The organism is Streptomyces rubiginosohelvolus (genome assembly GCF_014649875.1).
Lineage (GTDB): Bacteria > Actinomycetota > Actinomycetes > Streptomycetales > Streptomycetaceae > Streptomyces > Streptomyces rubiginosohelvolus.
In genome coordinates this window covers 289,961-313,891 of the sequence record NZ_BMTW01000001.1, presented here as the reverse complement: position 1 = coordinate 313,891, position 23,931 = coordinate 289,961, and the positions used below count along the sequence as shown (strand labels likewise).

Annotated in this window: 24 protein-coding genes; 10 read left to right on the top strand and 14 right to left on the bottom strand. The window is 71.4% G+C overall.

The genetic code is table 11. The annotated features are described in order from the left end of the window. Window positions 1-40 precede the first annotated feature (40 nt). Window positions 41-313 carry a hypothetical protein gene (locus IE134_RS01415; RefSeq protein ID WP_030708969.1) on the top strand — a complete coding sequence of 91 codons (273 nt, stop codon included), beginning with the start codon at window positions 41-43 and terminating at the stop codon, window positions 311-313. A 5-nt stretch (window positions 314-318) separates the two neighbouring features. Next, entirely contained in the window at window positions 319-1,506 is a 1,188-nt protein-coding gene (locus tag IE134_RS01410) for a glutathionylspermidine synthase family protein (protein WP_189429396.1), read from the top strand. Window positions 1,507-1,528: 22 nt separating this feature from the next. Here the strand turns inward: IE134_RS01410 and rocD are convergent, their stop codons facing one another. Then, on the bottom strand, window positions 1,529-2,737 hold the full coding sequence (rocD, locus tag IE134_RS01405) for an ornithine--oxo-acid transaminase (RefSeq protein WP_030708966.1): 1,209 nt from the start codon (window positions 2,735-2,737) through the stop codon (window positions 1,529-1,531). Between the two features lie 312 nt (window positions 2,738-3,049). On the opposite strand from rocD, the gene trpS reads away from it, so the two are divergent. Beyond that, window positions 3,050-4,042, top strand: coding sequence for a tryptophan--tRNA ligase (gene trpS / locus IE134_RS01400; protein WP_189429909.1), 993 nt, complete (start codon window positions 3,050-3,052; stop codon window positions 4,040-4,042). Between the two features lie 121 nt (window positions 4,043-4,163). Continuing rightward, the gene (locus IE134_RS01395) at window positions 4,164-4,766 is read left to right on the top strand and encodes a 2'-5' RNA ligase family protein (protein WP_010058631.1); all 603 of its coding nucleotides are present in this window, start codon (window positions 4,164-4,166) and stop codon (window positions 4,764-4,766) included. A gap of 37 nt (window positions 4,767-4,803) precedes the next feature. Here IE134_RS01395 and dprE2 read toward each other — a convergent pair whose 3' ends face one another. Next, window positions 4,804-5,559 carry a decaprenylphospho-beta-D-erythro-pentofuranosid-2-ulose 2-reductase gene (gene dprE2 / locus IE134_RS01390; RefSeq protein WP_030708958.1) on the bottom strand — a complete coding sequence of 252 codons (756 nt, stop codon included), beginning with the start codon at window positions 5,557-5,559 and terminating at the stop codon, window positions 4,804-4,806. A gap of 42 nt (window positions 5,560-5,601) precedes the next feature. Further along, a complete protein-coding gene (locus IE134_RS01385) occupies window positions 5,602-6,966 on the bottom strand; it encodes an FAD-binding oxidoreductase (RefSeq protein ID WP_189429394.1) in 1,365 nt (454 codons plus the stop codon). A 172-nt stretch (window positions 6,967-7,138) separates the two neighbouring features. On the opposite strand from IE134_RS01385, the gene IE134_RS01380 reads away from it, so the two are divergent. After that, window positions 7,139-8,116, top strand: a complete 978-nt coding sequence (locus tag IE134_RS01380; protein ID WP_032767931.1) for a YihY/virulence factor BrkB family protein — start codon at window positions 7,139-7,141, stop codon at window positions 8,114-8,116. Here IE134_RS01380 and IE134_RS01375 read toward each other — a convergent pair. Next, entirely contained in the window at window positions 8,113-9,501 is a 1,389-nt protein-coding gene (locus IE134_RS01375) for a D-alanyl-D-alanine carboxypeptidase family protein (protein ID WP_030708953.1), read from the bottom strand. The genes IE134_RS01380 and IE134_RS01375 overlap by 4 nt on opposite strands. Window positions 9,502-9,652: 151 nt before the next feature. Between IE134_RS01375 and IE134_RS33985 the strand changes: the two genes are divergently transcribed. The 3 genes from IE134_RS33985 (at window position 9,653) to IE134_RS01365 (ending at window position 13,143) form a co-directional block, all read left to right on the top strand. After that, window positions 9,653-9,898, top strand: a complete 246-nt coding sequence (locus IE134_RS33985; RefSeq protein ID WP_030708951.1) for an SCO4848 family membrane protein — start codon at window positions 9,653-9,655, stop codon at window positions 9,896-9,898. 33 nt (window positions 9,899-9,931) lie between these two features. Then, window positions 9,932-11,317 (top strand): metallophosphoesterase, encoded by a 1,386-nt coding sequence (locus tag IE134_RS01370; RefSeq protein ID WP_126931009.1) that lies wholly within the window; start codon window positions 9,932-9,934, stop codon window positions 11,315-11,317. A 272-nt stretch (window positions 11,318-11,589) separates the two neighbouring features. Further along, window positions 11,590-13,143: an ABC transporter substrate-binding protein gene (locus IE134_RS01365; protein ID WP_097986423.1), complete on the top strand. Its 1,554-nt coding sequence runs from the start codon at window positions 11,590-11,592 to the stop codon at window positions 13,141-13,143. Window positions 13,144-13,202: 59 nt separating this feature from the next. On the opposite strand, the gene IE134_RS01360 is transcribed toward IE134_RS01365, so the two are convergent. The 10 genes from IE134_RS01360 to IE134_RS01315 form a co-directional block, all read right to left on the bottom strand. Then, window positions 13,203-13,952: a TetR/AcrR family transcriptional regulator gene (locus IE134_RS01360; protein WP_098894987.1), complete on the bottom strand. Its 750-nt coding sequence runs from the start codon at window positions 13,950-13,952 to the stop codon at window positions 13,203-13,205. Window positions 13,953-13,962: 10 nt separating this feature from the next. Continuing rightward, entirely contained in the window at window positions 13,963-14,505 is a 543-nt protein-coding gene (locus IE134_RS01355; RefSeq protein ID WP_373301881.1) for a thiol-disulfide oxidoreductase DCC family protein, read from the bottom strand. Then, window positions 14,478-14,912 (bottom strand): hypothetical protein, encoded by a 435-nt coding sequence (locus IE134_RS01350; RefSeq protein ID WP_189429392.1) that lies wholly within the window; start codon window positions 14,910-14,912, stop codon window positions 14,478-14,480. The genes IE134_RS01355 and IE134_RS01350 overlap by 28 nt, the downstream gene beginning before the upstream one ends. 95 nt (window positions 14,913-15,007) lie before the next feature. Next, entirely contained in the window at window positions 15,008-15,883 is an 876-nt protein-coding gene (locus IE134_RS01345) for a hypothetical protein (RefSeq protein WP_030708944.1), read from the bottom strand. Window positions 15,884-15,899: 16 nt separating this feature from the next. Further along, window positions 15,900-16,499 carry a hypothetical protein gene (locus tag IE134_RS01340; RefSeq protein ID WP_030708942.1) on the bottom strand — a complete coding sequence of 200 codons (600 nt, stop codon included), beginning with the start codon at window positions 16,497-16,499 and terminating at the stop codon, window positions 15,900-15,902. 142 nt (window positions 16,500-16,641) lie between these two features. After that, the gene (locus tag IE134_RS01335; protein ID WP_003966818.1) at window positions 16,642-17,409 is read right to left on the bottom strand and encodes a succinate dehydrogenase iron-sulfur subunit; all 768 of its coding nucleotides are present in this window, start codon (window positions 17,407-17,409) and stop codon (window positions 16,642-16,644) included. After that, a complete protein-coding gene (gene sdhA / locus IE134_RS01330; RefSeq protein WP_030708940.1) occupies window positions 17,409-19,163 on the bottom strand; it encodes a succinate dehydrogenase flavoprotein subunit in 1,755 nt (584 codons plus the stop codon). The genes IE134_RS01335 and sdhA overlap by 1 nt, the downstream gene beginning before the upstream one ends. Window positions 19,164-19,193: 30 nt before the next feature. Then, window positions 19,194-19,676 (bottom strand): succinate dehydrogenase hydrophobic membrane anchor subunit, encoded by a 483-nt coding sequence (locus IE134_RS01325; RefSeq protein WP_010058611.1) that lies wholly within the window; start codon window positions 19,674-19,676, stop codon window positions 19,194-19,196. 5 nt (window positions 19,677-19,681) lie between these two features. Next, window positions 19,682-20,062, bottom strand: coding sequence for a succinate dehydrogenase, cytochrome b556 subunit (gene sdhC, locus IE134_RS01320; RefSeq protein ID WP_010058610.1), 381 nt, complete (start codon window positions 20,060-20,062; stop codon window positions 19,682-19,684). A gap of 211 nt (window positions 20,063-20,273) precedes the next feature. Beyond that, complete coding sequence (locus tag IE134_RS01315; protein WP_373296726.1) at window positions 20,274-20,822, bottom strand: 2-oxo-4-hydroxy-4-carboxy-5-ureidoimidazoline decarboxylase; 549 nt, start codon at window positions 20,820-20,822, stop codon at window positions 20,274-20,276. Between the two features lie 447 nt (window positions 20,823-21,269). Between IE134_RS01315 and IE134_RS01310 the strand changes: the two genes are divergently transcribed. Continuing rightward, on the top strand, window positions 21,270-22,880 hold the full coding sequence (locus IE134_RS01310; RefSeq protein ID WP_189429390.1) for a beta-N-acetylhexosaminidase: 1,611 nt from the start codon (window positions 21,270-21,272) through the stop codon (window positions 22,878-22,880). Between the two features lie 171 nt (window positions 22,881-23,051). Next, window positions 23,052-23,885, top strand: a complete 834-nt coding sequence (locus tag IE134_RS01305) for a DUF4328 domain-containing protein (protein WP_126930890.1) — start codon at window positions 23,052-23,054, stop codon at window positions 23,883-23,885. Window positions 23,886-23,931: the final 46 nt, after the last annotated feature.

The window sequence follows — 23,931 nt, the reverse complement described above, 5'->3', positions numbered from 1 at the left end:
CGGCCGGGACCGGAGCACGCATCACGGGGGAGAACCGAACATGGCCGGACGAAGGCTGAGGTCGAGCACGGTCGTGCTCGGCGGCATGGGGCTGCTCGCCCTGACCATCACATCCTGCGGCTCGGAGCCGGACAAGCGCTGCGCCGACCGCACGACCCAGAAGACCCTGCCCAGCTCCGAGTGCCGCAGCGGCGGCAGCGGCTCGTACTACTACGGCGGCAAGAGCGACAGCGGCAAGGTGCAGGGCGGCAGCTTCGACAAGTCCGCGGTCGACCGCGGCGGTTTCGGCTGCTCCGGCTCCGGCGGCGGCTGACCGCCGTGGAACGCCGCACGATCGAGCCGCGCCCCGGCTGGCAGGAGACCGTCGAGGCGCAGGGCGTCGTCTACCCGCTCACCCGCTACCCCGACGGTTCGCTGCGCCCGTACTGGGACGAGAGCGCCTACTACGTCTTCTCGCTGCCCGAGGTCGAGGCGCTGGAGGAGGTCGTCGAGGAACTGCACACGATGAGCCTGGCCGCCGCCGCGCACATCGTCGAGCACGACCGGTTCGCCGACCTCGGCATCACCGACCCGCGGCTGGCCGGGCTCGTCGCCGAGTCCTGGCGCCGCCGTGCCGAACTGCCCTCCGTGTACGGGCGGTTCGACCTGCGCTACGACGGGAGCGGTCCGGCGAAGCTGCTGGAGTACAACGCCGACACCCCGACCTCGCTGGTGGAGGCGGCGAGCGCGCAGTGGTTCTGGATGGAGGACCGGTTCCCCGGGGCCGACCAGTGGAACTCCCTGCACGAGCGGCTCGTCGACGCCTGGAAGCGGCAGGCGCCCCTGCTGCCGCCGGGTCCTCTGCACTTCGTCCACTCGGACGGCGACGAGATCGGCGAGGACCTGATGACGGTCGCGTATCTGCGCGAGACCGCCGACCAGGCCGGTCTGGAGACGCACGCGCTGTCCGTCGAGGAGATCGGCTGGGACCGGCTGTCGGGCCGGTTCGTCGACGACCGGCTGCGCTTCATCCGCAGCTGTTTCAAGCTCTACCCCTGGGAGTGGCTGGCCACGGACCGCTTCGGCCCGCAGGTGCTGGACACCCTCGACAACGGGGGCGGCTCCGGCACCACCTGCTGGATCGAGCCCGCCTGGAAGATGCTCCTCTCCAACAAGGCGCTGCTGGCGATCCTCTGGGAGCTGTACCCCGGCCACCCGAACCTGCTGCCCGCCTATCTCGACGGACCGCGCGAGCTGGCCGGACCCGGCGGGGCGGGGTACGTCTCCAAGCCGCTGCTCGGCCGCGAGGGCGCCGGGGTCGACCTCCACGGCCCCGGCTCCCCGCCGGTCCTGCGCGACGAGCTGTGCTGCTACCAGGAGCTGGCCCAGCTGCCCGAGATCGACGGCAACCGGGTGGTGCTCGGCGCGTGGACCGTCGAGGGCGCGGCGGCGGGGCTCGGCATCCGGGAGTCGGCGGGGCCGGTCACGGACGAGTACGCCCGCTTCCTGCCCCACGTCATCCTCTGAACCCTCTGGTGGGACCCGCGTCCTACCGGGCGCTCAGCACCGTACGCAGCCGGTCCAGGCCCCAGTCCAGGTCCTCCTTGGAGATCACCAGCGGCGGGGCGATCCGGATCGTCGAGCCGTGGGTGTCCTTCACCAGCACCCCCTCCTCCATCAGCTTCTCGGAGATCTCCCGGCCGGTGCCCAACGCCGGAGCGATGTCCACACCCGCCCACAGCCCCCGGCCGCGCACCGCCTCCACCGCGCCGCCGCCCGTCAACAGGCCCAGCTCCCGGTGCAGATGATCGCCCAGCTCGGCCGCCCGCTGTTGGTACTCGCCGGTCCGCAGCATCGCGACCACCTCCAGCGCCACCGCGCACGCCAGCGGGTTCCCGCCGAACGTGGAGCCGTGCTCGCCGGGCCGGAACACCCCCAGCACGTCCGCCGACGAGACCACCGCGGAGACCGGCACGACCCCGCCGCCCAGCGCCTTGCCGAGCACGTACATGTCCGGCACCACCCCCTCGTGGTCCAGCGCGAACGTCTTCCCGGTCCGGCCCAGGCCCGACTGGATCTCGTCCGCGATGAACAGCACGTTCCGCTCGCGGGTCAGCTCCCGTACGCCGGGGAGATAGCCGGCCGGCGGCACCAGCACCCCCGCCTCGCCCTGGATCGGCTCGATCAGCACCGCCACGGTGTTCTCGGTCATCGCCTCCCGCATCGCGGTGAGATCCCCGTACGGCACGATCTCGAAGCCCGGGGTGTACGGGCCGAAGTCGGCGCGCGCCTCCGGGTCGGTGGAGAAACTGACGATCGTCGTCGTACGGCCGTGGAAGTTGTCCGAGGCCACGATGATCTTTGCCATGCCGTCCGGCACGCCCTTGACCCGGTAGCCCCACTTGCGGGCGGTCTTCACCGCGGTCTCCACGGCCTCCGCCCCGGTGTTCATCGGCAGCACCGTCTCCATGCCGCAGAGCGCCGCCAGCTCCGTACAGAACTCGGCGAACCGGTCGTGGTAGAAGGCCCGGGACGTCAGCGTGACGCGGTCCAGCTGGGCCTTGGCCGCGTCGATGAGACGGCGGTTGCCATGGCCGAAATTGAGCGCCGAGTATCCGGCGAGCATGTCGAGGTACCGGCGGCCCTCGACATCGGTCATCCAGGCGCCCTCGGCCGAGGCCACGACGACCGGCAGCGGGTGGTAGTTGTGCGCGCTGTGCGCCTCGGCGGAGGCGATGGCGGTTTCCGTGGTCGACACGGGATCTCCGTTCGTCGTGCGGCTGGGCGGAGGGTGGTGCCCACTTTGTATCGTCGGCCGGGACCCGCGCCGGGAAACCTTCCTCCGGCGGCGCGCCCGCCGCCGTACGCGGGGCGCGCCGGAATGTGGGGTTCGTCTCAGCCGTGCGCTCCCGTGCTCCGGGACCGTGCGGTGACGCGCCCTTCCCGCCCCGCACCGGCTGCCGGAGATGCCCCGGGTACCTGAGACAATGGGGCCATGGCCTCTGATCGCCCTTCGCTCCCCACCGACCAGCCGCAGACGGGCCGCACCGGTGCGGCCGCCCGTCCGCGCGTGCTCTCCGGGATCCAGCCCACCGCAGGCTCGTTCCACCTCGGCAACTACCTGGGCGCGGTGCGCCAGTGGGTGGCGCTGCAGGAGAGCCACGACGCCTTCTACATGGTCGTCGACCTCCACGCGATCACGGTCCCGCAGGACCCCGCCGAGCTGCGGGCCAACACCCGGCTCGCGGTGGCCCAGCTGCTGGCGGCCGGCCTGGACCCGGAGCGCTGCACGCTCTTCGTCCAGAGCCATGTGCCCGAGCACGCCCAGCTCGGCTGGGTGATGAACTGCCTCACCGGCTTCGGCGAGGCCTCCCGTATGACGCAGTTCAAGGACAAGTCCGCCAAGCAGGGCGCCGACCGCGCCACCGTCGGCCTCTTCACCTACCCGGTGCTCCAGGTCGCCGACATCCTGCTCTACCAGGCGAACCAGGTCCCGGTGGGCGAGGACCAGCGCCAGCACATCGAGCTGACCCGCGACCTCGCCGAGCGGTTCAACGGCCGGTACGGACAGACGTTCACCGTCCCCGCGCCGTACATCCTCAAGGAGACGGCGAAGATCTTCGACCTCCAGGACCCGGCGGTGAAGATGAGCAAGTCGGCCTCCACGCCGAAGGGCCTCGTCAACCTGCTCGACGACCCGAAGGTCACCGCGAAGAAGGTGAAGAGCGCGGTCACCGACACCGACACGGTGATCCGCTTCGACGAGGAGAAGAAGCCGGGCGTCAGCAACCTGCTCACGATCCTCTCCACCCTCTCGGGCAGCTCGGTGGACGATCTGGAACGCAGTTACGAGGGCAAGGGCTACGGCGCGCTGAAGACCGACCTGGCCGAAGCCATGGTGGAATTCGTCACTCCCTTCCGGGCCCGCACCCAGGAATATCTGGACGACCCGGAGACGCTGGACTCCATCCTGGCCAAGGGAGCGGAGAAGGCCAGGGCCGTCGCCGCGGAGACGCTGGCGCAGACGTACGACCGGATGGGCTTCCTGCCCGCGAAGCACTGAGTCCAAGGACCCTGGCGAGATCATGGCCGCAGGGGTCACACTTGCGGCGGAACGCGCGGGCCGGACACCCGGCCCGCGCGGCATGACCGAAAACCGACCACCGACGACGGAGGAGAACGACGTGGGGACCGTAACGCTCGGCGTTTCGATCGCGGTCCCGGAGCCCTACGGCAGCCTGCTCCAGGAACGCCGCGCGAGCTTCGGGGACCCTGCCGCCTTCGGCATTCCCACCCACGTCACCCTGCTCCCGCCGACGGAGGCGGACGCGGCGGACCTGCCCGCGATCGAGGCGCATCTGGAGACGATCGCCACGGCCGGCCGCCCGTTCCCGATGCGGCTCTCCGGCACCGGCACCTTCCGGCCGCTCTCCCCGGTCGTCTTCGTCCAGGTCGTCGCGGGCGCCTCGGCCTGCTCCTGGCTCCAGAAGCGGGTCCGGGACGCCTCCGGGCCCCTGGTCCGCGAGCTCCAGTTCCCGTACCACCCGCACGTCACCGTGGCCCACGGCATCTCCGAGGAGGCCATGGACCGGGCCTACGCGGAGCTCGCCGACTACGAGGCCGCCTGGACCTGCGGTTCCTTCGCGCTGTACGAGCAGGGCCCGGACGCCGTCTGGCGCAAGCTCCGCGACTTCCCCTTCGGCGGAGGCGGCGGCGCGCCCGCCGTCCCCGCCCAGGGCGGCTACACCATCGAAGCCTCTTCGTCGGCCCCGTCGCTGCGGCCCTGAGCGGTCCGGCGTAGCCCGAGGGACCGGATCTGGCGGCTCAGACCGGCAGCCGTCGGAACAGCGGGCGCGGCACATGCCGCAGCGCCGCCATCACCACCCGCAGCGAACCGGGCACCCACACGGTCTCCGAGCGCCGCCGCAGCCCCGTGACGATCGCCTCCGCGACCTCCTCGGGCCCGGTCGCGAGCGGCTGCTCCGGCAGCCCCGCCGTGGCCCGCGTCCGGACGAACCCCGGCCGGACCACCATCACCTGCACCCCGGTCCCCTGGAGCGCGTCGCCGAGCCCCTGGGCGAACGCGTCGAGCCCCGCCTTGCTGGAGCCGTAGATGAAGTCCGCGCGCCGGGCGCGCTCCCCGGCCACCGAGGACAGCACCACCAGGGAACCGTGCCCCTGCGCCTGCAGTGCGCCGGCGCACACCAGCCCGGCGGAGACCGCCCCCGTGTAGTTGGTCTGGGCGACCCGGACCGCGGCCATCGGCTCCTCCTCGTCCCGCGCCTGATCGCCGAGGACCCCGAACGCCATCAGCACCACGTCGATGTCGCCCTCCGCGAAGACCTTGCCGAGGGTGACCTCGTGGGAGGCGGAGTCCAGCGCGTCGAAGTCGACGGTACGGACGTCGGCCCCGCGCCCCCGCAGTTCGGCGGCGGCCGCGTCCAGAGCGGGGGAGGGGCGCCCGGCCAGCCAGACGCGGCGGGTGCGCAGGGCGATCAGCCGGCGCGCGGTGGCCAGGGCGATCTCGGATGTGCCGCCGAGGACGAGCAGGGACTGCGGGGCGCCGAAGGCATCCTTCACGGAAAGCTCCTGGTCAGGTGGGGTGGGATTCTTTGGGGCTGATCAGAGTCCGAGCCGGCGCGACAGGTCCGAGCGGAACGCTCCCGCCGGGTCGAGACGGGCCCGCAGCTCCCGGAACTCCGCCAGCCGCGGGTACATCGCGGCCGCCGTCTCCGGCCGCATCCGGGAGTCCTGCGCCAGGCAGACCCGGCCCCCGGCGGCGGCCACCTCCTCGTCGACCCCGTCGAGGAAGCGGCCCAGGCCGGGCAGGGCCGCGGGCAGATCCAGCTCCAGGGACCAGCCGGGCGCGGCGAACGACAGCAGGCCGGGGTCCGCCGCCCCGAACCGCTGGAGGACGGCCCGCACGGCCGGGCTCCGGCGCGCCGCGATCCGGCGCACCACCCGGTGCAGGGTCTCCTCCTGGCCGTATCCGACGGTGAACCGGTAGCGCACCAGACCGCCCCGGCCGTGCAGCGGGCGTACGTCGGGGAGGGAGTCCGACGCGTGGAAGAAGGCGGGGACCGGGCGCAGCTCACCGGTCCGCGCGCGGGGTGAGCTGCGGTAGCGGACCTCGTTGCACAGGGCGGCGGCCGCCGGGCCCAGCAGCCCGCCCGGCAGGGGCGGGAGACCGGGGAAGGGGGATCTCCCCGGTGCCGCTCCGGAGCGCGGGAAGAGTCGAGTGCGCCCCGCGTGCGCCGGGCGCATGTCCGGGGTCGCGTGCTCCCCCCGGGTGAGGATCCCGCGCCCGGTCGCCCGGCCCCGGGCCGTCAGGTCGACCCAGGCGGAGGCGTACGGCAGCCGGTCGCCGCCCGCGGTGAAGCGGGCCAGCAGATCGTCCAGGTCCCCGGCGCGCTCGGTGGAGACCGCCATCAGCCCCGTGCTGACGCGCCGGAGGCGGAGCGTGGCGCCCAGGACCACCCCGGTCAGCCCGAGGCCCCCGGCGGTCGCGTCGAAGAGGGCGGTGCCCGGCAGCACCGTACGCACCTCGCCGTCGGCGGTGAGCAGCTCCAGGGCGCTCACGTGCCGGGCGAAGGAACCCGCCCGCCGGTGGTCGAGCCCGGGCAGATCGGAGCCGATCGCCCCGCCGACCGTCACCCTGCCGGTCCCGGGCAGGACCGGAGGCAGCCAGCCCAGCGGCAGCAGGACCCGCAGCAGCCGCTCCAGGCTCACCCCGGCGTCGCAGCGCACCACCCCGGCGGCGGCGTCCACCCCGCCGATCCGGGCCAGGCCCGACAGGTCGAGCACCGATCCGCCCGCGTTCTGCGCCGCGTCCCCGGGCGACCGCCCCAGTCCGCGCGCGATGACGCCCCGGGGCCCGCGCCCCCGGACGACGGCGGCCGCCTCCTCGTAACCACGGGGGCGGAACCGCACGGCGGTCGTCGGGGCGGTGCGGCCCCAGCCGGTCAAGGACACGGTGTCGACGGACATGAGGGTGACCGTATCGTCCGGGAAATACCCTTTGCGGCATTGGTGAATTCGCTCACCGGAACGGGTGATGGAGTGAGTGTCAGCGCATGGTGACGGAGATCCGCCGGGCGTGTCCGGGAGAGTCCGGGGCGGGCCGCTGGTGTTCCGGGCTCAGGAGGGTACGCGTGACGTCATGGACTGGCTCAAGAAACTCCCGGTGATCGGGCCCCTGGTCGCCCGGCTGATGGAGACGCACGCCTGGCGTTCCTACGAGCGGCTGGACCGGGTCCACTGGGCCAGGCTCGCGGCGGCGATCACCTTCATCAGCTTTCTCGCCCTCTTCCCGCTGATCGCGGTCGGCGCGGCGGTTGCCGCCGCCCTGCTGAGCGACAAGCAGCTCGACACGATCAAGGACAAGCTCGCCGACCAGGTGCCCGGCATCTCCGACCAGCTCGGCATCGACGGTCTGGTCGCCAACGCGGGCACGGTCGGCCTGGTCGCCGGTGCGCTGCTGCTGTTCACCGGCGTCGGCTGGGTCGGCTCGCTGCGCGAGTGCCTGCGCGCGGTCTGGGACCTGGACGACGTCCAGGAGGCCAACCCCGTCGTCGCCAAGGTGAAGGACGCCGTGCTGCTGGTCGGCCTCGGCGGCGCGGCGCTCGCGACCCTGGCGGTCTCCACCGTCGGTTCGACGGCGGTCGGCTGGACGGCCGACCAGATCGGTATCCCCGAGAACGGGGCCGGCGGCATCCTGCTCCGGGTGGCCGCGCTGGCGGTCGCGGTCGTCGCCGACTTCCTGCTGCTGCTCTATCTGCTGTCCCTGCTGCCCGGTGTGGAGCCGCCCCGGCGGCGGCTGGTGGTCGCGGCGCTGCTCGGGGCGGTCGGCTTCGAACTGCTCAAGCTGCTGCTCGGCAGCTATATGAGGGACGTGGCGGGCAAGAGCATGTACGGCGCGTTCGGCGTCCCGATCGCCCTGCTCCTGTGGATCAACTTCACCGCGAAGCTGCTGCTGTTCTGCGCCGCCTGGACGGCGACCGGGAGCAAGGAGGAGGAGGGCGTGGGACAGCCGGAGGAGGAGTCCGGGGCGGGGAAGGAAGCTGGGGCGGAGACGGAAGGCGGGACGGAACAGAAGGCCGCCGGGGCCGAGGCGCCCGGCGGCTCGACCCGCGCCTAGGCCTTGTCGGCGGGCCCGTCGGCGGGCTTCGCGGCGGAGGCGACCGGTTCGGCCGTCTCCGCTGCCTCCGAGGCCTTCGTCCCGTCCGCGTCCTTCGTCTCGGGTGCGTCCGGTGCGTCCGGTGCGTCCGTCGCCGGCGCGGTGCGGCCGCCCAGGCCCGGCAGCGGCCAGCGGCGGTTCACGAGGTACGCCGCGGCGGCCACGACCACCAGCAGGCCGCCGATGATCGCCAGGGCGACCGCGACCCCGCTGGAACCCTTCGCCGCAGAGGCGTGCGTGGCCTCCTCCTGGCCCCCCGTGCCCTGGTCCGCGCCGGCGGCGGGCGTCGACCCCTTGCCGCCGGTGGTGGTTCCGGTGTCGATGGACTTCGGCGGCACCAGCTGGCCGACCGGGGTCACCTTGCCGCTCGCGGCGAAGCCCCAGTCGAGCAGGTGGGCGGCCTCCTTGTAGACGGCGTGGCTCTCCTCCGCCGACGGGTTCATCACCGTGACCAGGAGGACCTTGCCGTTGCGTTCGGCGACGCCGGTGAAGGTGTTGCCCGCGTGGGTGGTGTAGCCGTTCTTGACGCCCGCGATGCCCTTGTACGGGTCCACGCCGATGTCCCCGGTGATCAGCCGGTTGGTGTTCGAGATCTCGAACGACTCGCGCTTCTTCCCCTTCTTCTTCTCGCCGGGGAAGTCGGCCGACGCGGTCGCCGCGTACTCGCGGAAGTCCTTCTTCTGCATCCCGCTGCGGGCGATCAGCGTCAGGTCGTAGGCGCTGGAGACCTGGCGCGGCGCGTCGTACCCGTCGGGCGAGACCACCACGGTGTCCAGGGCCTGGAGCTCCTCCGCGTGCTTCTGCATCGCGGCCACCGTCTGCGGGACACCGCCGTACATCTCGGAGAGGACGTGCACCGCGTCGTTGCCCGACCGCAGGAACACCCCGAGCCACAGGTCGTGGACCGTGTAGGTGTGGTCCTCCTTGATCCCGACCAGGCTGCTGCCCTCGCCGACCCCCGCCAGCTCGCTCTCCGACACCTTGTGGGTCTGCGTGGGCTGGAGCGCGGGCAGCACCGTGTCCGCGAAGAGCATCTTCAGGGTGGAGGCGGGCGGCAGCCGCCAGTGCGCGTTGTGCGCCGCCAGGACGTCCCCGCTCTCCGCGTCCGCGACGATCCACGACCGGCCCGACAGCTTCTTCGGCAGCACCGGCGCCCCCGCGCCCAGGTTGACCTGGGTGCCGGCCTTGCCGAGCTGCTCCCCGCCGAGGCTGGACATCGTGCTCGGCGGCTTCGGCTGTTTGTCGTCGCTCTTGTCCTTGTCGGCCGCCACGGCCGGACTGAGGACGAAACCGGACAACAAGGCGGCGGATGTGACCGTGAGGGCGATCTTTTTCAGAGCAGGCACGGTCGGAAACGTACAGGGCGAAGTTGGGGATGCGGACCCGGACCGGCTGACCCGCCGCAGGGAACGCCAGGACGGCCCCGTTCGGACGCCACCCCGGAGGAGGACGCCACCCCGGAGGAGGGGGCCCGGGGACGACGGCGATACTGGACCCATGAAGCTCAGCCGCCGCGTGTCCTGGTTCCTGCTCGCGTTCGGGGTGTGGAGCTGGTTCATCTGGATCACTTTCGTCAAGAACCTGTGGCAGGACGGCAGCGGGCTCGCCTTCGACGACGCGGGCGAACCGACCGGGTACTTCTGGGTGCACCTGCTGCTCGCCATCACGTCCTTTCTTCTGGGGACGGCGGTCGGCGTGATCGGGTTGCGCGGAGTCCGGGCTTCGCGCGACACACGCGCATGACGACGGGAACATGGGGAAGCTCGGATGGCTGCAGTGATCTTCGCCCTGGTGGGGCTCGTGGTGCTGGCGCTGCTCGGCGCCGTGCACCGGTATGTGTGGCGGCGCTTCGTCGGTGACACGACGGCGCCCGGCAGCCGGCTGCGCCGGGCGGGCACCGTCGCCGCCTTCGTCCTGCCCCTGCTGAGCGTCGGCGCCATGACGTCCGGCCGGGTGGGCGCCCCCTTCTGGCTCCAGCAGGTGCTGGCCTGGCCGGGCTTCCTGTGGCTGGCCTGCCTGCTCTACCTGACGCTGGCGCTGCTCGTGGGCGAGGGCGTACGCCCGGTGCTCCTGCGGGTCCTCGCCCGGCGCGACGCGGCGCGGACCGGGGCGGAAAGCGGAACGGCTTCCGGAACCCCCGCGGAGACTTCCGGAACCCCCACAGACGTCCCGGACGAGACCCGTCCCCGTACCGAAGAGCTGGTGACATCCGGTTCCGCCGGGGTCTCCGCCTCCTCGGAAGCGATGGCGCGTACGGCATCCGAGGGTTCCGGCCCCGTGGCGGAACCGGAAACGGAACCCGCAGCAAGCACCTCCGCGCCCGCCCTCGCCCCCCACCCCTCCCGCCGGCTCTTCGTCTCCCGGGTCGTCGGCGGCGCCGCGGCCGCCGCCGGGCTCGCGACCGTCGGGTACGGCACGTACGGCGTGCTGCGCGGGCCCAGCGTCCAGCGGATCACCGTCCCGCTGGCCAAACTGCCCCGCGCCGCCCACGGCTTCCGGATCGCCGTGGTCAGCGACATCCACATCGGCCCGATCCTCGGCCGCGCCCACACCCGCCGGATCGTCGACACGATCAACGCGACCTCGCCCGACCTGGTCGCCGTCGTCGGCGACCTCGTCGACGGGTCCGTCGCGGACCTCGGCTCCGCCGCCGAACCGCTGGCCGCCCTGCGCGCCCGGCACGGCAGCTACTTCGTCACCGGCAACCACGAGTACTTCTCCGGCGCCGAGCAGTGGGTCGATCACGTCCGCGAACTCGGTCTCGTCCCGCTGGAGAACGCCCGGGTCGAGATCGAGGGCTTCGACCTCGCCGGCGTCAACGACATCGCGGGCGAGACCGAGGGGCAGGGGCCCGACTTCGGCCGCGCGCTGGGCGACCGGGACCGGGGCCGCGCCGCGGTCCTGATGGCGCACCAGCCGGTCGTCATCCACGACGCCGTCGAGCACGGAGTCGACCTGCAGCTCTCCGGCCACACCCACGGCGGTCAGCTCTGGCCCGGGAACTACCTCGCCGAGCTGGCCAACCCCACGGTCGCCGGCCTCGAACGCTACGGCGACACCCAGCTCTTCGTCTCGCGCGGCGCGGGCGCCTGGGGCCCGCCCGTCCGGGTGGGCGCCCCGTCCGACATCACGGTCGTGGAGCTGGCCTCCCGTCAGGCGTAGCCCCGTTGCGGGTGCGACGGTCCGGAACGCTCCGGCCCGCCATCATGAAATCCACACCGAAGCGTCACCGTCAGCTACGGAAACCCGCAGGTGGAAGGCAGGAAACAGCCTTTTCGGACAGGGGTTCCCGCACGTGTCCAATAAAAGGCTGTGAGTGCCCCATTTACTCTTCCAGATGTGAAAATCGTGTGATTGGGTAAGCGCGAACATGCGGCGACGTACGCGTCACAAACGCGACCGCCGAGGTGGGGCTGGTAAGGGAGAGCACGGCAATGCGGTCGGTCCGGGTACGGATTCTCGCGATTCTCGCGGTATTGGTCATAGCGGGCGTCGGTGCCTGGCAACTGCTCCCGTCGGGGGAGGCGAAGACCGACGCGATCACGGTCGGGACGTCGGACGTCGTCACCTCGCTCGACCCGGCCGGCGCCTACGACGCCGGCTCCTGGGCGATCTACAGCAACATCTACCAGTCGCTGCTGACGTTCAAGCCGAACGCCGTCACACCGGAACCGGACGCCGCCGAGAGCTGCGGGTTCGTCGGGCAGAAGCTCCAGACGTACCAGTGCAAGCTCCGTGACGACCTGACCTTCTCCAACGGCCGCAAGATCACCGCCGAGGACGTCAAGCACTCCTTCGACCGGATCTTCCGCATCAAGTCGGAGGTCGGCCCCGCGGGTCTCTTCCCGACCCTCAAGTCGGTGAAGACCGAGGGCCGCACGATCACGTTCAACCTGTCCGGCCGGGACGCGACCTTCCCGCAGAAGATCGCGACCGGAGCCGGGGCGATCGTCGACCCCACCAAGTACCCCGGGGACAAGCTCCGTGTGGGCAACCAGGTCGACGGCTCCGGCCCGTACGTCCTCAAGGTGTACGAGCCCGGGAAGAGCGCCGAGCTGGTGCCGAACCTGAAGTACCGGGGTGCGCTCAAGAAGACCGGCGAAGCGGTCAACATCCGCTACTTCAAGACCTCCGAGGAACTGCAGACGTCCTGGGACAACGACGAGGTGGACATCGCCCACCGCCAGCTGCCGTCCGAGACGCTCGCCGACCTCAACGTCAACGACCCGGACGTGCGGGTGACCGAGGCGGCCAGCGCCGAGATCCGCAACATCATCTTCAACTCCCGCGAGAACTCGCCGTTCGGGCAGAAGAAGGTCCGCCAGGCCGTCGCCGCGCTCCTCGACCGGGGCCCGCTGGTCCGGAAGGTCTACCAGGGCACCGTCGACCCGCTGTACTCGCTGATCCCCACCGGCTACATCGGGCACAGCACCCCGTTCTTCGACGCCTACCCCTCCTCCGACCCGGCGCGCGCCAAGCAGCTGCTGGAGCAGGCCGGGGCGCAGACGCCGGTCGCCGTCAACTTCGCGTACCGCGAGGGCGACATGTACACCAAGGAGACCGCCGAGCTGCGCCGTCAGCTGGAGAAGGACGGGCTGTTCAAGGTCTCGGTCCAGGCCGTGGAGTGGACGAAGTACCAGAAGGAGTACGCGGCCGGTAAGTACGACATGTACACCGTCGGCTGGTTCCCCGACTTCCCGGACCCCGACACCTTCAGCCAGCCGCTCGTCGGCACCGGCAACGTCCTGCACAGCGGCTACTCCAGCAAGAAGATGGACCAGCTGATCGCCGCCACGCAGCAGTTCAGCGACCGCAGCCGCACCTCGGGCGACTTCAAGGAGATGCAGGCGCTGGTCGGCGAGGACGTCCCGCTGCTGCCGCTGTGGCAGAAGAAGGACTACGTCGTCGCCAAGTCCGAGGTCGCGGGATCCCAGTACCTCTCCGACGGCACCGGCACCTGGCGCCTGTGGGAACTGGCCTGGATCTGACGGGTCCGCCCCCGGCCGCCGGCCGGGGGGCGCCGCTTCCGCCGGACTCCGGTCCGGCGTCAGTCCGACGGCCGGGGCCCCGCCCCGGCCGTCGTCGTACCCGCGTCGGCACCCGGCAGGAACTCCACCAGCAGCCCGTGGATCTGCCGCACCAGCGGGCGCAGCACCCGGAACCGGGAGAGCGCGATGGCCCGGGCGGCGATCGGCGCGGTGCGTTCGACGAGCCGGCGGCTGCGTTCGGCGCCCTCGCTGCGGTCGTACACCCAGAAGAGCACCAGACCCATCTGCATCAGCCACATCAACTGCGGCAGCAGCGGGGCCAGTTCCGGGTCGCTCTTGACGTCCGCCCCGGCGATGCAGCGCTCGTGGATGGAGATCGCCGCGTCGCGGGCGGCCACCGAGTCCTCCGAGAACGGGGAGAGCGGGCTGTCCGGATCGGCCGCGTTCTTGAAGAACTGGGCGGCGAAGCGGTGGTACGGCTCCGCCACGTCCAGCCAGCCGAGCAGCACGCCCCTGATGCGTACGGTCAGATCCCGGTCGCCCTCCAGCACCGGCCGGACCGCCGTCGCGTGTTCGTCGGCGATCCGGTCGTAGAAGCCCTGGACCAGGTGCTCCTTCGAGGAGAAGTAGTAGTAGGCGTTCCCGACCGAGACGCCCGCCTCCTGGGCGATGGCCCGCATGGTCGTCCGGTCGTAGCCCCGCTCCGCGAAGAGCCGGAGCGCCGTCTCGAGAATCAGCGTGCGGGTCTGCTCGCTCTTCGCGGCCTTGGCCGGCCTTTTCTCCTGCACGTTCTTCTCTTCCTTCACCACGGGCCCAAGGTTATCGGGGACCCCACCCGCCACCGGGCGGGGCGGCGCACTCTCGGGCCCCGGGCGCGCAGGGCGGGACCGCCATCGAGCGGTAGCGGGCGGCCGCCAGCACGGTGCCCCGCGCGAAGGGCCGCCCGGCCGGGGTGGTCAGCCAGTGCGCGCGGGAGCGGTACTTGGCCAGCGCCCACAGGCAGACGATCCAGGCGGCCGTCTCCCGGTAGACCTGCCCCAGGTCGCCGACCACGGTGATCTCCTGGAGCGTCGCCGCATGGTCCAGCTCCGGGAACCGCCGCCGCGCCTCGGCCGATCCGGCCGGGACGAGATCCAGCGGCACGAACTGCCGCTGCCGCTCCAGCCAGCCCCGCAGATGGACGCAGAGCGGGCACCCGGCGTCGTACAGCACGGTCAGCCGCCGTACGGGACCGGGCCAGGCGACGGCGTGGGGCGCGGGCCCGGGCCCGGGCGAGGCCGTGGGCCCGGGCGCCCGGCCCGATGGCTCGGTGGGCACCGCCTCGGCCACCGGGCTCACCGGCCGGCCGCGGGGGCGGTCCACGGGCCCTGGGCCGCCGGCGGGGTCCAGCTCTGCGGCGGGACCGGCGGGGTCTGCTCGCGCTCCAGGGCGCTGCGGCGGCGGATCCGGCTGAGCACCCACACATTGCCCAGGTGCATCACGCCGAGCACCAGCAGGACGACGCCGACCTTCACCGAGAGGGCCTCGAACAGCTCGCGGGCGTCGGCCACCCCGTCGGCGTTCTTCAGGTACAGCGTGACGAACCCGAGGTTCACCAGATAGAAGCCGACCACCAGCAGGTGGTTGACGGCGTCGGCGAGCTTCTCGTTCCCGTGCAGCACATCGGCGAGGAAGATCCGCCCGTTGCGGCTGAGCGTGCGGGCGACCCAGACGGTGAGCGCCACGCTGATCAGCAGGTAGATGACGTACGCGACAACAGTGAGGTCCATGCCCCACCCTCCCTTGAACGCGTTCAAAATTGCTCTTGGGCGTGACTGTAGCCCCCTTCTTGAACATGTTCAAGAAGGGAGCTACAGGGGTGGGATCAGAGGGCGGCGGACCCGTCCGGATCCGTCAGCGCGTCCGCGATCTCCGCGCGCAACGCCTCGCCGTGCAACGGCGTCAGCTCCGCGAGCGCCCTGTTCCACTCCGCGGCCGCGCTCTCCGCCGCCTCCCGCAGGCCCCGCTCCAGCGGGCCCCGGGCGAAGAACAGGACCACCGCGCCCACCGGCCGTAGCAGCCACCGCCCGCGCACGCTCAGCGCGACGGTGATCCGCCAGGAACCGTCCTCGGCCGGGCGCGGGGTGAGGGTGAGACGGGCCTTGGCCAGCCGGTGCACGGCCCGTCCGGAGGCCGGGGGCCGGGCGGCCGGGGGAGCGGTGGGAAGCCGGTCCACGGCCGCCCACCAGGCCGCCAGATCGGCCTTGCCGCGCCCCGAGAAGCGGTACAGCGAGCCGCCCCCGGGCTGATGCCCCGCCAGGGAGAGCTCCACCGCCCGGGGCCTGCGGGGCTCGCTCAGCCGCAGCCCCGCCTTCAGGGACATGCCGTCCTCCACGACGAGGCTCTCCGCCTCGACGGAGTGCGACGGCCGCCAGGCGCGCAGGACGACGGACGAGGGCGTCACGGGGGAGTCACCCGCCCCGGACACGAGCGCCGCCGGGCCGTCGGCCGCCTCCGCGGCCGTACCGGCCTTCCCGGCCCCCTCGCGGGCCGCCGGGACCTCCCCGTACCGCGCCCCCGGCCGCAGATGACGCCCCTTCAGCAGCCGCAGGCCCTCCACCGCCCGCCCGTCGGCCAGCACGACCGTTCCGCCCGGGCCCTCCCGGGAGGCGTCGAGGAGGTCCACCAGCGCGCCGGCGGCCTCCTCGAACCAGCCCCGGTCCAGGGCCGCGACGGCGACCGTGTGCGCGAAACGGGCCATGAGCGGGACCCGTGGCTCAGATGCTCATGGAGCGGGCCTGGTTGAGCTGGCCCATGATCGCCGGGAAGGTGTGCGGGCCCATCGCCGGGATCATCGTCGAGTGGTGCCGGCCGCCGCTGGTGACCGTGACCTGTACGAAGCCGGTGGTCCGCTTCTCCTTCATCAGCAGGAACAGCAGCCCGATCAGGCAGAAGAGCGCGAAGATGATCGCCAGCACGATCGCGTGCGCCGGGATCTTCTCCTCCGTACGCGACATGTCCGTCGCCGTCCAGACCGCGCCCTTGAGCGGCATCGACCCGGACGGGGTGACGATCGCGTCGTTCATCACGGTGATGTCGCCGATCGACAGCACCGGCACCCCGCCCTGGCCCGGCGCGCCCTGCGGCACCGGGAGGTACTGGCCGGGCATCGTCGGCTGACCGTGCTGCGGGTACCCGTAACCCGGCCCCGGCTGGGTCGCGGACTCCGGCAGCGGCTGCGGATAGCCGTACGCCGGAGCGCCGCCCGGGTTCGGATAGCCGTACGCCTGGCCGTCCGCGACGGTGGGCTGGTGGCCCGGCTGCTGGGGCGGGCCCCACTTGTACGCGTCGTCCGCGTACGGATTCGGCTCGCTCACGACGATCCCCGTTCCTTCTCGGTCTTCAGCTCCGCTGAACCGTACCGCCCGCACGGGCACCCGTGCAGCAACAGGCCCCGCCCCCGGCAGCGGTGAGGCTGCGGGGACGGGGCCCGTCGGCGTAACCGGAGTTACGGGAAGGTCAGAAGCGACGCGTGATGAGCGCGCGCTTCACCTCCTGGATCGCCTTGGTGACCTCGATGCCACGCGGGCAGGCGTCCGTGCAGTTGAACGTGGTGCGGCAACGCCACACGCCGTCACGGTCGTTGAGGATCTCCAGACGCTGCTCGCCGGCCTCGTCGCGCGAGTCGAAGATGAAGCGGTGCGCGTTGACGATCGCCGCCGGGCCGAAGTACTGGCCGTCGTTCCAGAACACCGGGCACGAGGACGTGCACGCGGCGCACAGGATGCACTTGGTGGTGTCGTCGAACCGCTCGCGGTCCTCGGGGGACTGCAGACGCTCGCGGGTCGGCTCGTTCCCCTTGGTGATGAGGAAGGGCATGACGTCGTGGTACGCCTGGAAGAACGGGTCCATGTCGACCACGAGGTCCTTGAGGACCGTGAGGCCCTTGATGGCCTCCACCGTGATCGGCTTGTCCGGGTTGATGTCCTTGATCAGCGTCTTGCAGGCGAGCCTGTTCTTGCCGTTGATCCGCATCGCGTCGGAGCCGCAGATCCCGTGGGCGCAGGAACGGCGGAACGTCAGGGTTCCGTCGATCTCCCACTTGATCTTGTGAAGGGCGTCGAGGACACGCTCCTTCGGGTCGATCTCGATCTGGAAGTCCTGCCACTGGACCTCGTCCGACACCTCGGGGTTGAAGCGGCGGATCCGGAACGTGGCCGTGATGAACGGCGAGTCGGCGAAGCCGGCCTCGGCGTTGTCGGTCTTGTCCAGGGTCGGGGTAGCCATCAGTACTTACGCTCCATCGGCTGGTAGCGGGTCGTCACGACCGGCTTGTAGTCGAGCCGGATCGACTCGGCGCCGTCGGCGGCCACCTCGCGGTACGCCATGGTGTGGCGCATGAAGTTGACGTCGTCGCGGTTGGGGTAGTCCTCGCGGTAGTGACCGCCGCGGGACTCCTTGCGGGCGAGCGCGGAGGTCGCCATGACCTCGGCCAGGTCGAGCAGGTTGCCCAGCTCGATGGCCTCCAGCAGGTCGGTGTTGAACCGCTTGCCCTTGTCCTGGATGGACACGTTCAGGTAGCGCTCGCGCAGCTCGGCGATCTTGGCGACCGCCGTCTTGATGGTCTGCTCGGTGCGGAACACCATCACGTTGGCGTCCATGCACTCCTGCAGCTCCGTGCGCAGGTCGGCGACCCGCTCGGTGCCCGTCGAGTTGCGCAGCCGCTCGACCTGGTCCTGGACCAGCTGGGCCGGGTTCTCGGGAAGCTCGACGAAGTCGCTCTTCGCCGCGTACTCGGCGGCCGCGATGCCGGAGCGCTTGCCGAAGACGTTGATGTCGAGCAGCGAGTTGGTGCCGAGGCGGTTGGCGCCGTGCACGGAGACACAGGCGACCTCGCCGGCGGCGTACAGGCCCGGGACGACGGTGGTGTTGTCGGCCAGCACCTCGCCCTCGACGTTGGTCGGGATGCCGCCCATGGCGTAGTGCGCGGTCGGCTGGATCGGGATCGGGTCCGTGTAGGGCTCGATGCCGAGGTACGTCCGCGCGAACTCCGTGATGTCCGGGAGCTTGGCGTCCAGCTGCTCCGGCGGCAGGTGCGTCAGGTCCAGGTACACGTGGTCACCGGCGGGACCGCAGCCGCGGCCCTCACGGATCTCCGTGTAGATGGAGCGCGAGACGACGTCACGGGACGCGAGGTCCTTCATGACCGGCGCGTACTTCTCCATGAAGCGCTCGCCGTCCTTGTTGCGGAGGATGCCGCCCTCACCGCGGGCGCCCTCCGTCAGCAGGATGCCCATGCGCCAGATGCCCGTCGGGTGGAACTGGAAGAACTCCATGTCCTCCAGCGGCAGACCGCGCCGGTAGCAGGCGGCCTGGCCGTCACCGGTCAGGGTGTGGGCGTTGGACGTCACCTTGAAGAACTTGCCGGTGCCGCCGGAGGCGTAGATGACCGACTTCGCCTGGAAGACGTGGATCTCGCCGGTCGCCAGCTCGTACGCGACGACGCCGGCGGACTTCTTGACCCCGTCGACCTCGGTGATCAGCTGGTCCAGGACGTAGAACTCGTTGAAGAACTCCACGCCCTCCTTGACGCAGTTCTGGTACAGCGTCTGGAGGATCATGTGGCCGGTGCGGTCGCCCGAGTAGCAGGCACGACGGACCGGGGCCTCGCCGTGGCTGCGGGTGTGACCACCGAAGCGGCGCTGGTCGATCCTGCCCTCGGGCGTGCGGCCGAACGGCAGGCCCATCTTCTCCAGGTCGAGGACGGCGTCGATGGCCTCCTTCGCCAGGATCTCGGCGGCGTCCTGGTCGACCAGGTAGTCACCGCCCTTGATCGTGTCGAAGGTGTGCCACTCCCAGTTGTCCTCCTCCACGTTGGCCAGCGCGGCGGCCATGCCGCCCTGCGCGGCGCCCGTGTGGGAGCGGGTGGGGTAGAGCTTCGTGAGCACGGCGGTACGGCTGCGCTTGGTGGCCTCGATGGCCGCGCGCATGCCGGCGCCGCCGGCGCCGACGATGACGGTGTCGTACTTGTGGATCTGCATGGTTTTCCTCTGGTCCCTCTGTCCCGGCGCCTAGCGGATGTTCGGGTCGAAGGTGAAGATCACCAGCGTGCCCAGCAGGACGGTGAACACCGTGGCGGTGTACAGGAGCATCTTCAGCCAGAAGCGGGTGTTGTCCCGTTCGGCGTAGTCGTTGATGACCGTGCGCAGGCCGTTGCCGCCGTGGAGCATGGCGAGCCACAGCATGATCAGGTCCCAGGCCTGCCAGAACGGCGAGGCCCAGCGGCCCGCCACGAAGGCGAAGCCGATCTTGGAGACGCCGCCGTCGAGCACCAGCTGGATCAGCAGGTGGCCGATGACGAGGACGGTCAGGAGGATGCCCGACAGGCGCATGAAGAGCCAGGCGTACATCTCGAAGTTGCCGCGCGAAGCCTTGGGCGTCTTGGCCGTCCGCTTGCGCGGGGGCTCGATCACGGGCGCCGGGTTGTCGACGTCGTAGAGGCTCACGCCCTCGACATCGCCGATCGCGGCCGCGGAAGAAGTCTCGCTGGACATGGGCCTCAGCTCCCGAAGACGTCGCGTACGGCGTGACCGAGGACGGGGTACAGGGCCCCGACCATCAGCACGATCCAGATGCCCAGCACGGTCCAGAGCATCTGCTTCTGGAAGCGCGGGCCCTTGGCCCAGAAGTCCACGGCGATGATCCGGAGACCGTTCAGCGCGTGGAAGAGAATCGCGGCCACCAGGCCGTATTCGAGGAGCGCGACGATCGGCGTCTTGTACGTGGCCACGACGTCGTCGTAGGCCTCGGGGGAGACGCGGACGAGAGCGGTGTCCAGGACATGTACGAACAGGAAGAAGAAAATGAGGACACCGGTGACTCGATGAGCCACCCACGACCACATGCCTTCCCGGCCGCGGTACAGCGTTCCAGCCGGCACGGAAGAACCCTCCGGGAGCGGGGATTGGGGTCGGCCGGCTTGACTGTCGGTCTGACCCGGCCGGGTACGGTCCACCGGCCCCGGCCATCGTAGCGACGCTTTGTCGGTTCGTTCGCGCCGGGGCCTCTGGTGTGATCAAAGTGGCAATCAAACAGGCACGTACGGGCTAGAGCGCACCTTCTCGGTCAGGCCCCGGAGGGAGCGCTCGCCCTTACTGCCCGGGGCCCGCGGTCATCAGCTCGACGATCCGGCTCCGGGCGAGTCGGCGCAGCTCCTCGGCGGTGACCGCCCGCTCCTCGTCCACCTCGTGCTCCATCCGGACCCGGATCCCGGCCAGCACCTGGTCCACGTGCTGGGCGGGCGTGTAGGCGTCCAGGCAGATCACGAAGGCGTGGCCGAACCGGCTCTCGTACGCCGCGTGCGCCGCCCGCAGCGCCAGATGGGCCGCGCGGGGCGCGTCGTGGTGCAGGCAGGGGGCCGGTTCCGCGGCCAGGGCCTCGGCGATGTCACTGGGCGCGAGGTCGTAGCCCGCCTCGTCGGAGGCGGCCAGTAGAGCGCCGAGATCGGGGTAGGGGCGGTGGGCGGCCATCCGGTGGGCCCAGCGCAGACTGCCGCAGCACTCCAGGAAGGCCGCCTCGGCGGCGGCGAAGGGGAGGCTGTTGAAGTGGGCCAGGCCGACGGCATGATCGGCCGGCGACCCGTCGGCGGGCGGCACCGCCGGGGCTTCGGCCGGGTCCGGGTGGCGCGGCTGCACGGGCACGGCCGACCGGCCGGCCGGGGGCGCTGATCGCTTCGGCAGGCCGGCGGGGGATTCGCTGGACCTGGACAGCGTGGACTCCTCGTATCAATGACAGCGGTGACCCGGTGGGGCCCTGTGATCCCGCGAGGGCCCGCAGGGGTACGCGAAGGTCTTCCGTCCCTGAAAGACAGGCGGGAGCGCAAGGAGGTTGCGCGAGGTGGGAGTGAAGAGGGAGACGAATGTGCCGCAACGCTAACGAGACCGGTCGGCGGCCGTCCGACGGACCGCAGAAGAATCACCCGAACGGGAGAGTTTCGGAACGTGTGATGGACGTCTGACCTGCGTCGGCCGGGGTTCCGTCCGGTCGCCCGCCCTCCTCGATGGGCGAGGCCGTGGCAAAAATGCCAGCCTTGCACCCTATTCACTCGTTTCACTCGTCCTTGACCCCTCAACGGAGGAATCTGCCCGATGTCGCCCTCGCGTGGTGCCCTTGTCACCGGCGCGGCTGTCACGGCCGCAGCCGCCGTCGCCCTCACCGTCGTCGTCTGGCCGGACGGATCCGGCAGCGGATCGTCCGGTGACACGGCGTCGCCCTCCGGAACCTCCGCCGAGGCCGCCGCCCCGTCGCCCTCCCGCAGCTACCCGATGTCCAGCACCCCGAGCACGATCCCCGCGGTGCGCGAGCACACCGCGGCCCGGGGGCCCGGCTGGCAGCCGGGCGAGGACAGCACCGTCGTCATCGCCAAGGGCAGCCAGGTGCTCGCCGACGAGGCGCAGCTGATCGCCAAGGAGCTGAAGATCCGCTACCGGGGCGCCGAGCCGGCCCGTACGGGAGACGTCGAGCTGGCGCTCGGCGCCAAGGACTCGGGCCCCGCCGAGTCGTACACGCTCACCGTGCGCGACCGGAAGGTGAAGATCACCGGCCCCGACGAGTCGGGCGTCTTCTACGGCACCCGGACGCTCAAGCAGTCGCTCACGGCGGACGGCACGGTCCCCGAGGGCGTCGTCAACGACCGGCCGGACCGGCCGCAGCGCGGGCTCAACCTCGACATCGCGCGCAAGCACTACAGCGCGGAGTGGATAGAGGACCGCATACGCGAGATGGGCGACCTCAAGCTCAACCAGCTCGGCCTGCACTTCTCCGACGACCAGGCCTTCCGGATCGAGTCGAAGTCCCACCCCGAGGTGGTCTCCGACGAGGCCCTCACCCAGGACGAGGTCCGCCGCATCGTCGGCCTCGCCAACAGCCGGCACATCGAGGTCGTCCCCGAGATCGACTCGCCCGGACACCTCGGCGCGGTGCTGGCCGCCCACCCCGACCTCCAGCTGCGCAACACCGCGGGCGTCGAGTCGAAGGGCTCCATCGACATCTCCAAGCCGGCCGCGGCCAAGCTCATCGACGAACTCCTGGAGGAGTACACCGAGCTGTTCCCGGGCCGCTTCTGGCACCTCGGCGCGGACGAGTACCAGGCGCTGACCGTCCAGAACCCCGCCGCCTCCTACCCCCAGCTCCAGCGGGCCGCCGAGGAGAAGCACGGCGCCGACGCCACCATCGAGGATCTGGCCACCAGCTGGCTGAACGACCGCGCGGACGTCGTCGTGCCCAAGGGCCGGACCGCGAAGGCCTGGAACGACGGGCTCTTCCGGGGCACGAAGGTCAAGGCCGACGAGAACATCGAGATCGAGTACTGGACCGGCAAGGAGATCGGCGCCCGCCCGCCGCAGGAGTACCTCGCCGAGGGCTACAAGATGCTGAACCTCAACGACGAGTTCCTGTACTACGTGCTCGGCGAGCCCAACGAGTTCGTCTACCCGACCGGCGAGCGGATCTACGAGCAGTGGACCCCGCTGGTCCTGCGCGGCACCGAACCCGTGGCCGAGCGCTACTCGAAGCAGATCCTCGGCGGCCGGTTCGCCGTCTGGGGCGACCTGCCGAACGCGCAGACCACCGAGCAGGTGGCCGACGGCATCAGGATGCCGCTCGTGGCGACCTCGCAGAAGCTGTGGGACCCGCGGAAGCCCGCGCTCAGCTGGGCGCAGTTCCAGGAGCTGGCGAAGCGGACCGGCAGCGCGGGGTGAGGGCGAGGGTGAGCGCGGGCCGCCGCTGAAAGGGCTGTCCCTCCCCGCCCCCACCTGCGAAGATGCGGGACGGACAGCCCGGCAGCCGCCGGCCTGCGCAGCGTCGGCCGCGCGCTCCTGGGGAGGGACGCGCGGCCGTGCACCCACATCGCGTCCCGGGGGGACTTCTCCGTGCTCTGCACCCGTTGCCGTATCAGAACGGCCGTCACCGACGACGGCCTGTGCACCTTCTGCTCGGGCACCCGGCCCCCGCTGCCCGGCGGTCTGATGACCCCGGTCCCCGGGCCCGGGGGCTGGGGCGTGGCCACCTGGCCGCGTTCGCCCGTCGGCCTCGCCCGGGCGGTGACGGCCCTGCTCGGCGTGGTGATCGCCGCCGATCTGTTCGCCATCGCCACGGGCCTGCATCTGCGCGGCCTCTGGCAGCAGGTGGAGGCGGACGGCGCCCTGAACGTCTACGTCGGGGACGGCCGCACGGCCGAGACGCTGTACGGCATCGCGGCCCTCTCCCAGGGTGTGGCGCTGCTGGCCACCGGTGTCGTCTTCATCATCTGGTTCCACCGGACCCGCCGGAACGCCGAGGTCTTCGACCCGTCCGTGCAGCGCATGGGCCCGGGCTGGGCGGTGGGAGGCTGGTTCGTCCCGATCGCCAACTTCTGGTTCCCCTACCGCGTCGCGAGCGGGGTGTGGGAGGCGAGCGCGCATACCCGCCCGGACGGGGGCCGGCGCACGGTTCCCCGGACCCCGCTCAACCTCTGGTGGGGCGCGTGGGTCGTGAGCCTCCTCTTCACCCGGGTGACCGAGCGTCTGTGGGACCGGGCCGTGGACGCGGAGGAGGTCGTGCGGGCCGCGGGCCTGGTGGCGGCCTCCGACGCGGTGGACATCGTCGCCGCCGTCCTCGCCGTCCTCTATGTCCGCGCCGTGACCGGGATGCAGGTCGAACGGGCCCTGCACGGGCGGGCGCCTGACGGCCCGGCACCGGCCCCGGTTCCGGGAGCACACAGGTGACACCGGCTCCAAAGTGACGATTTTCGGCCATTCGGCGCAGTATCCG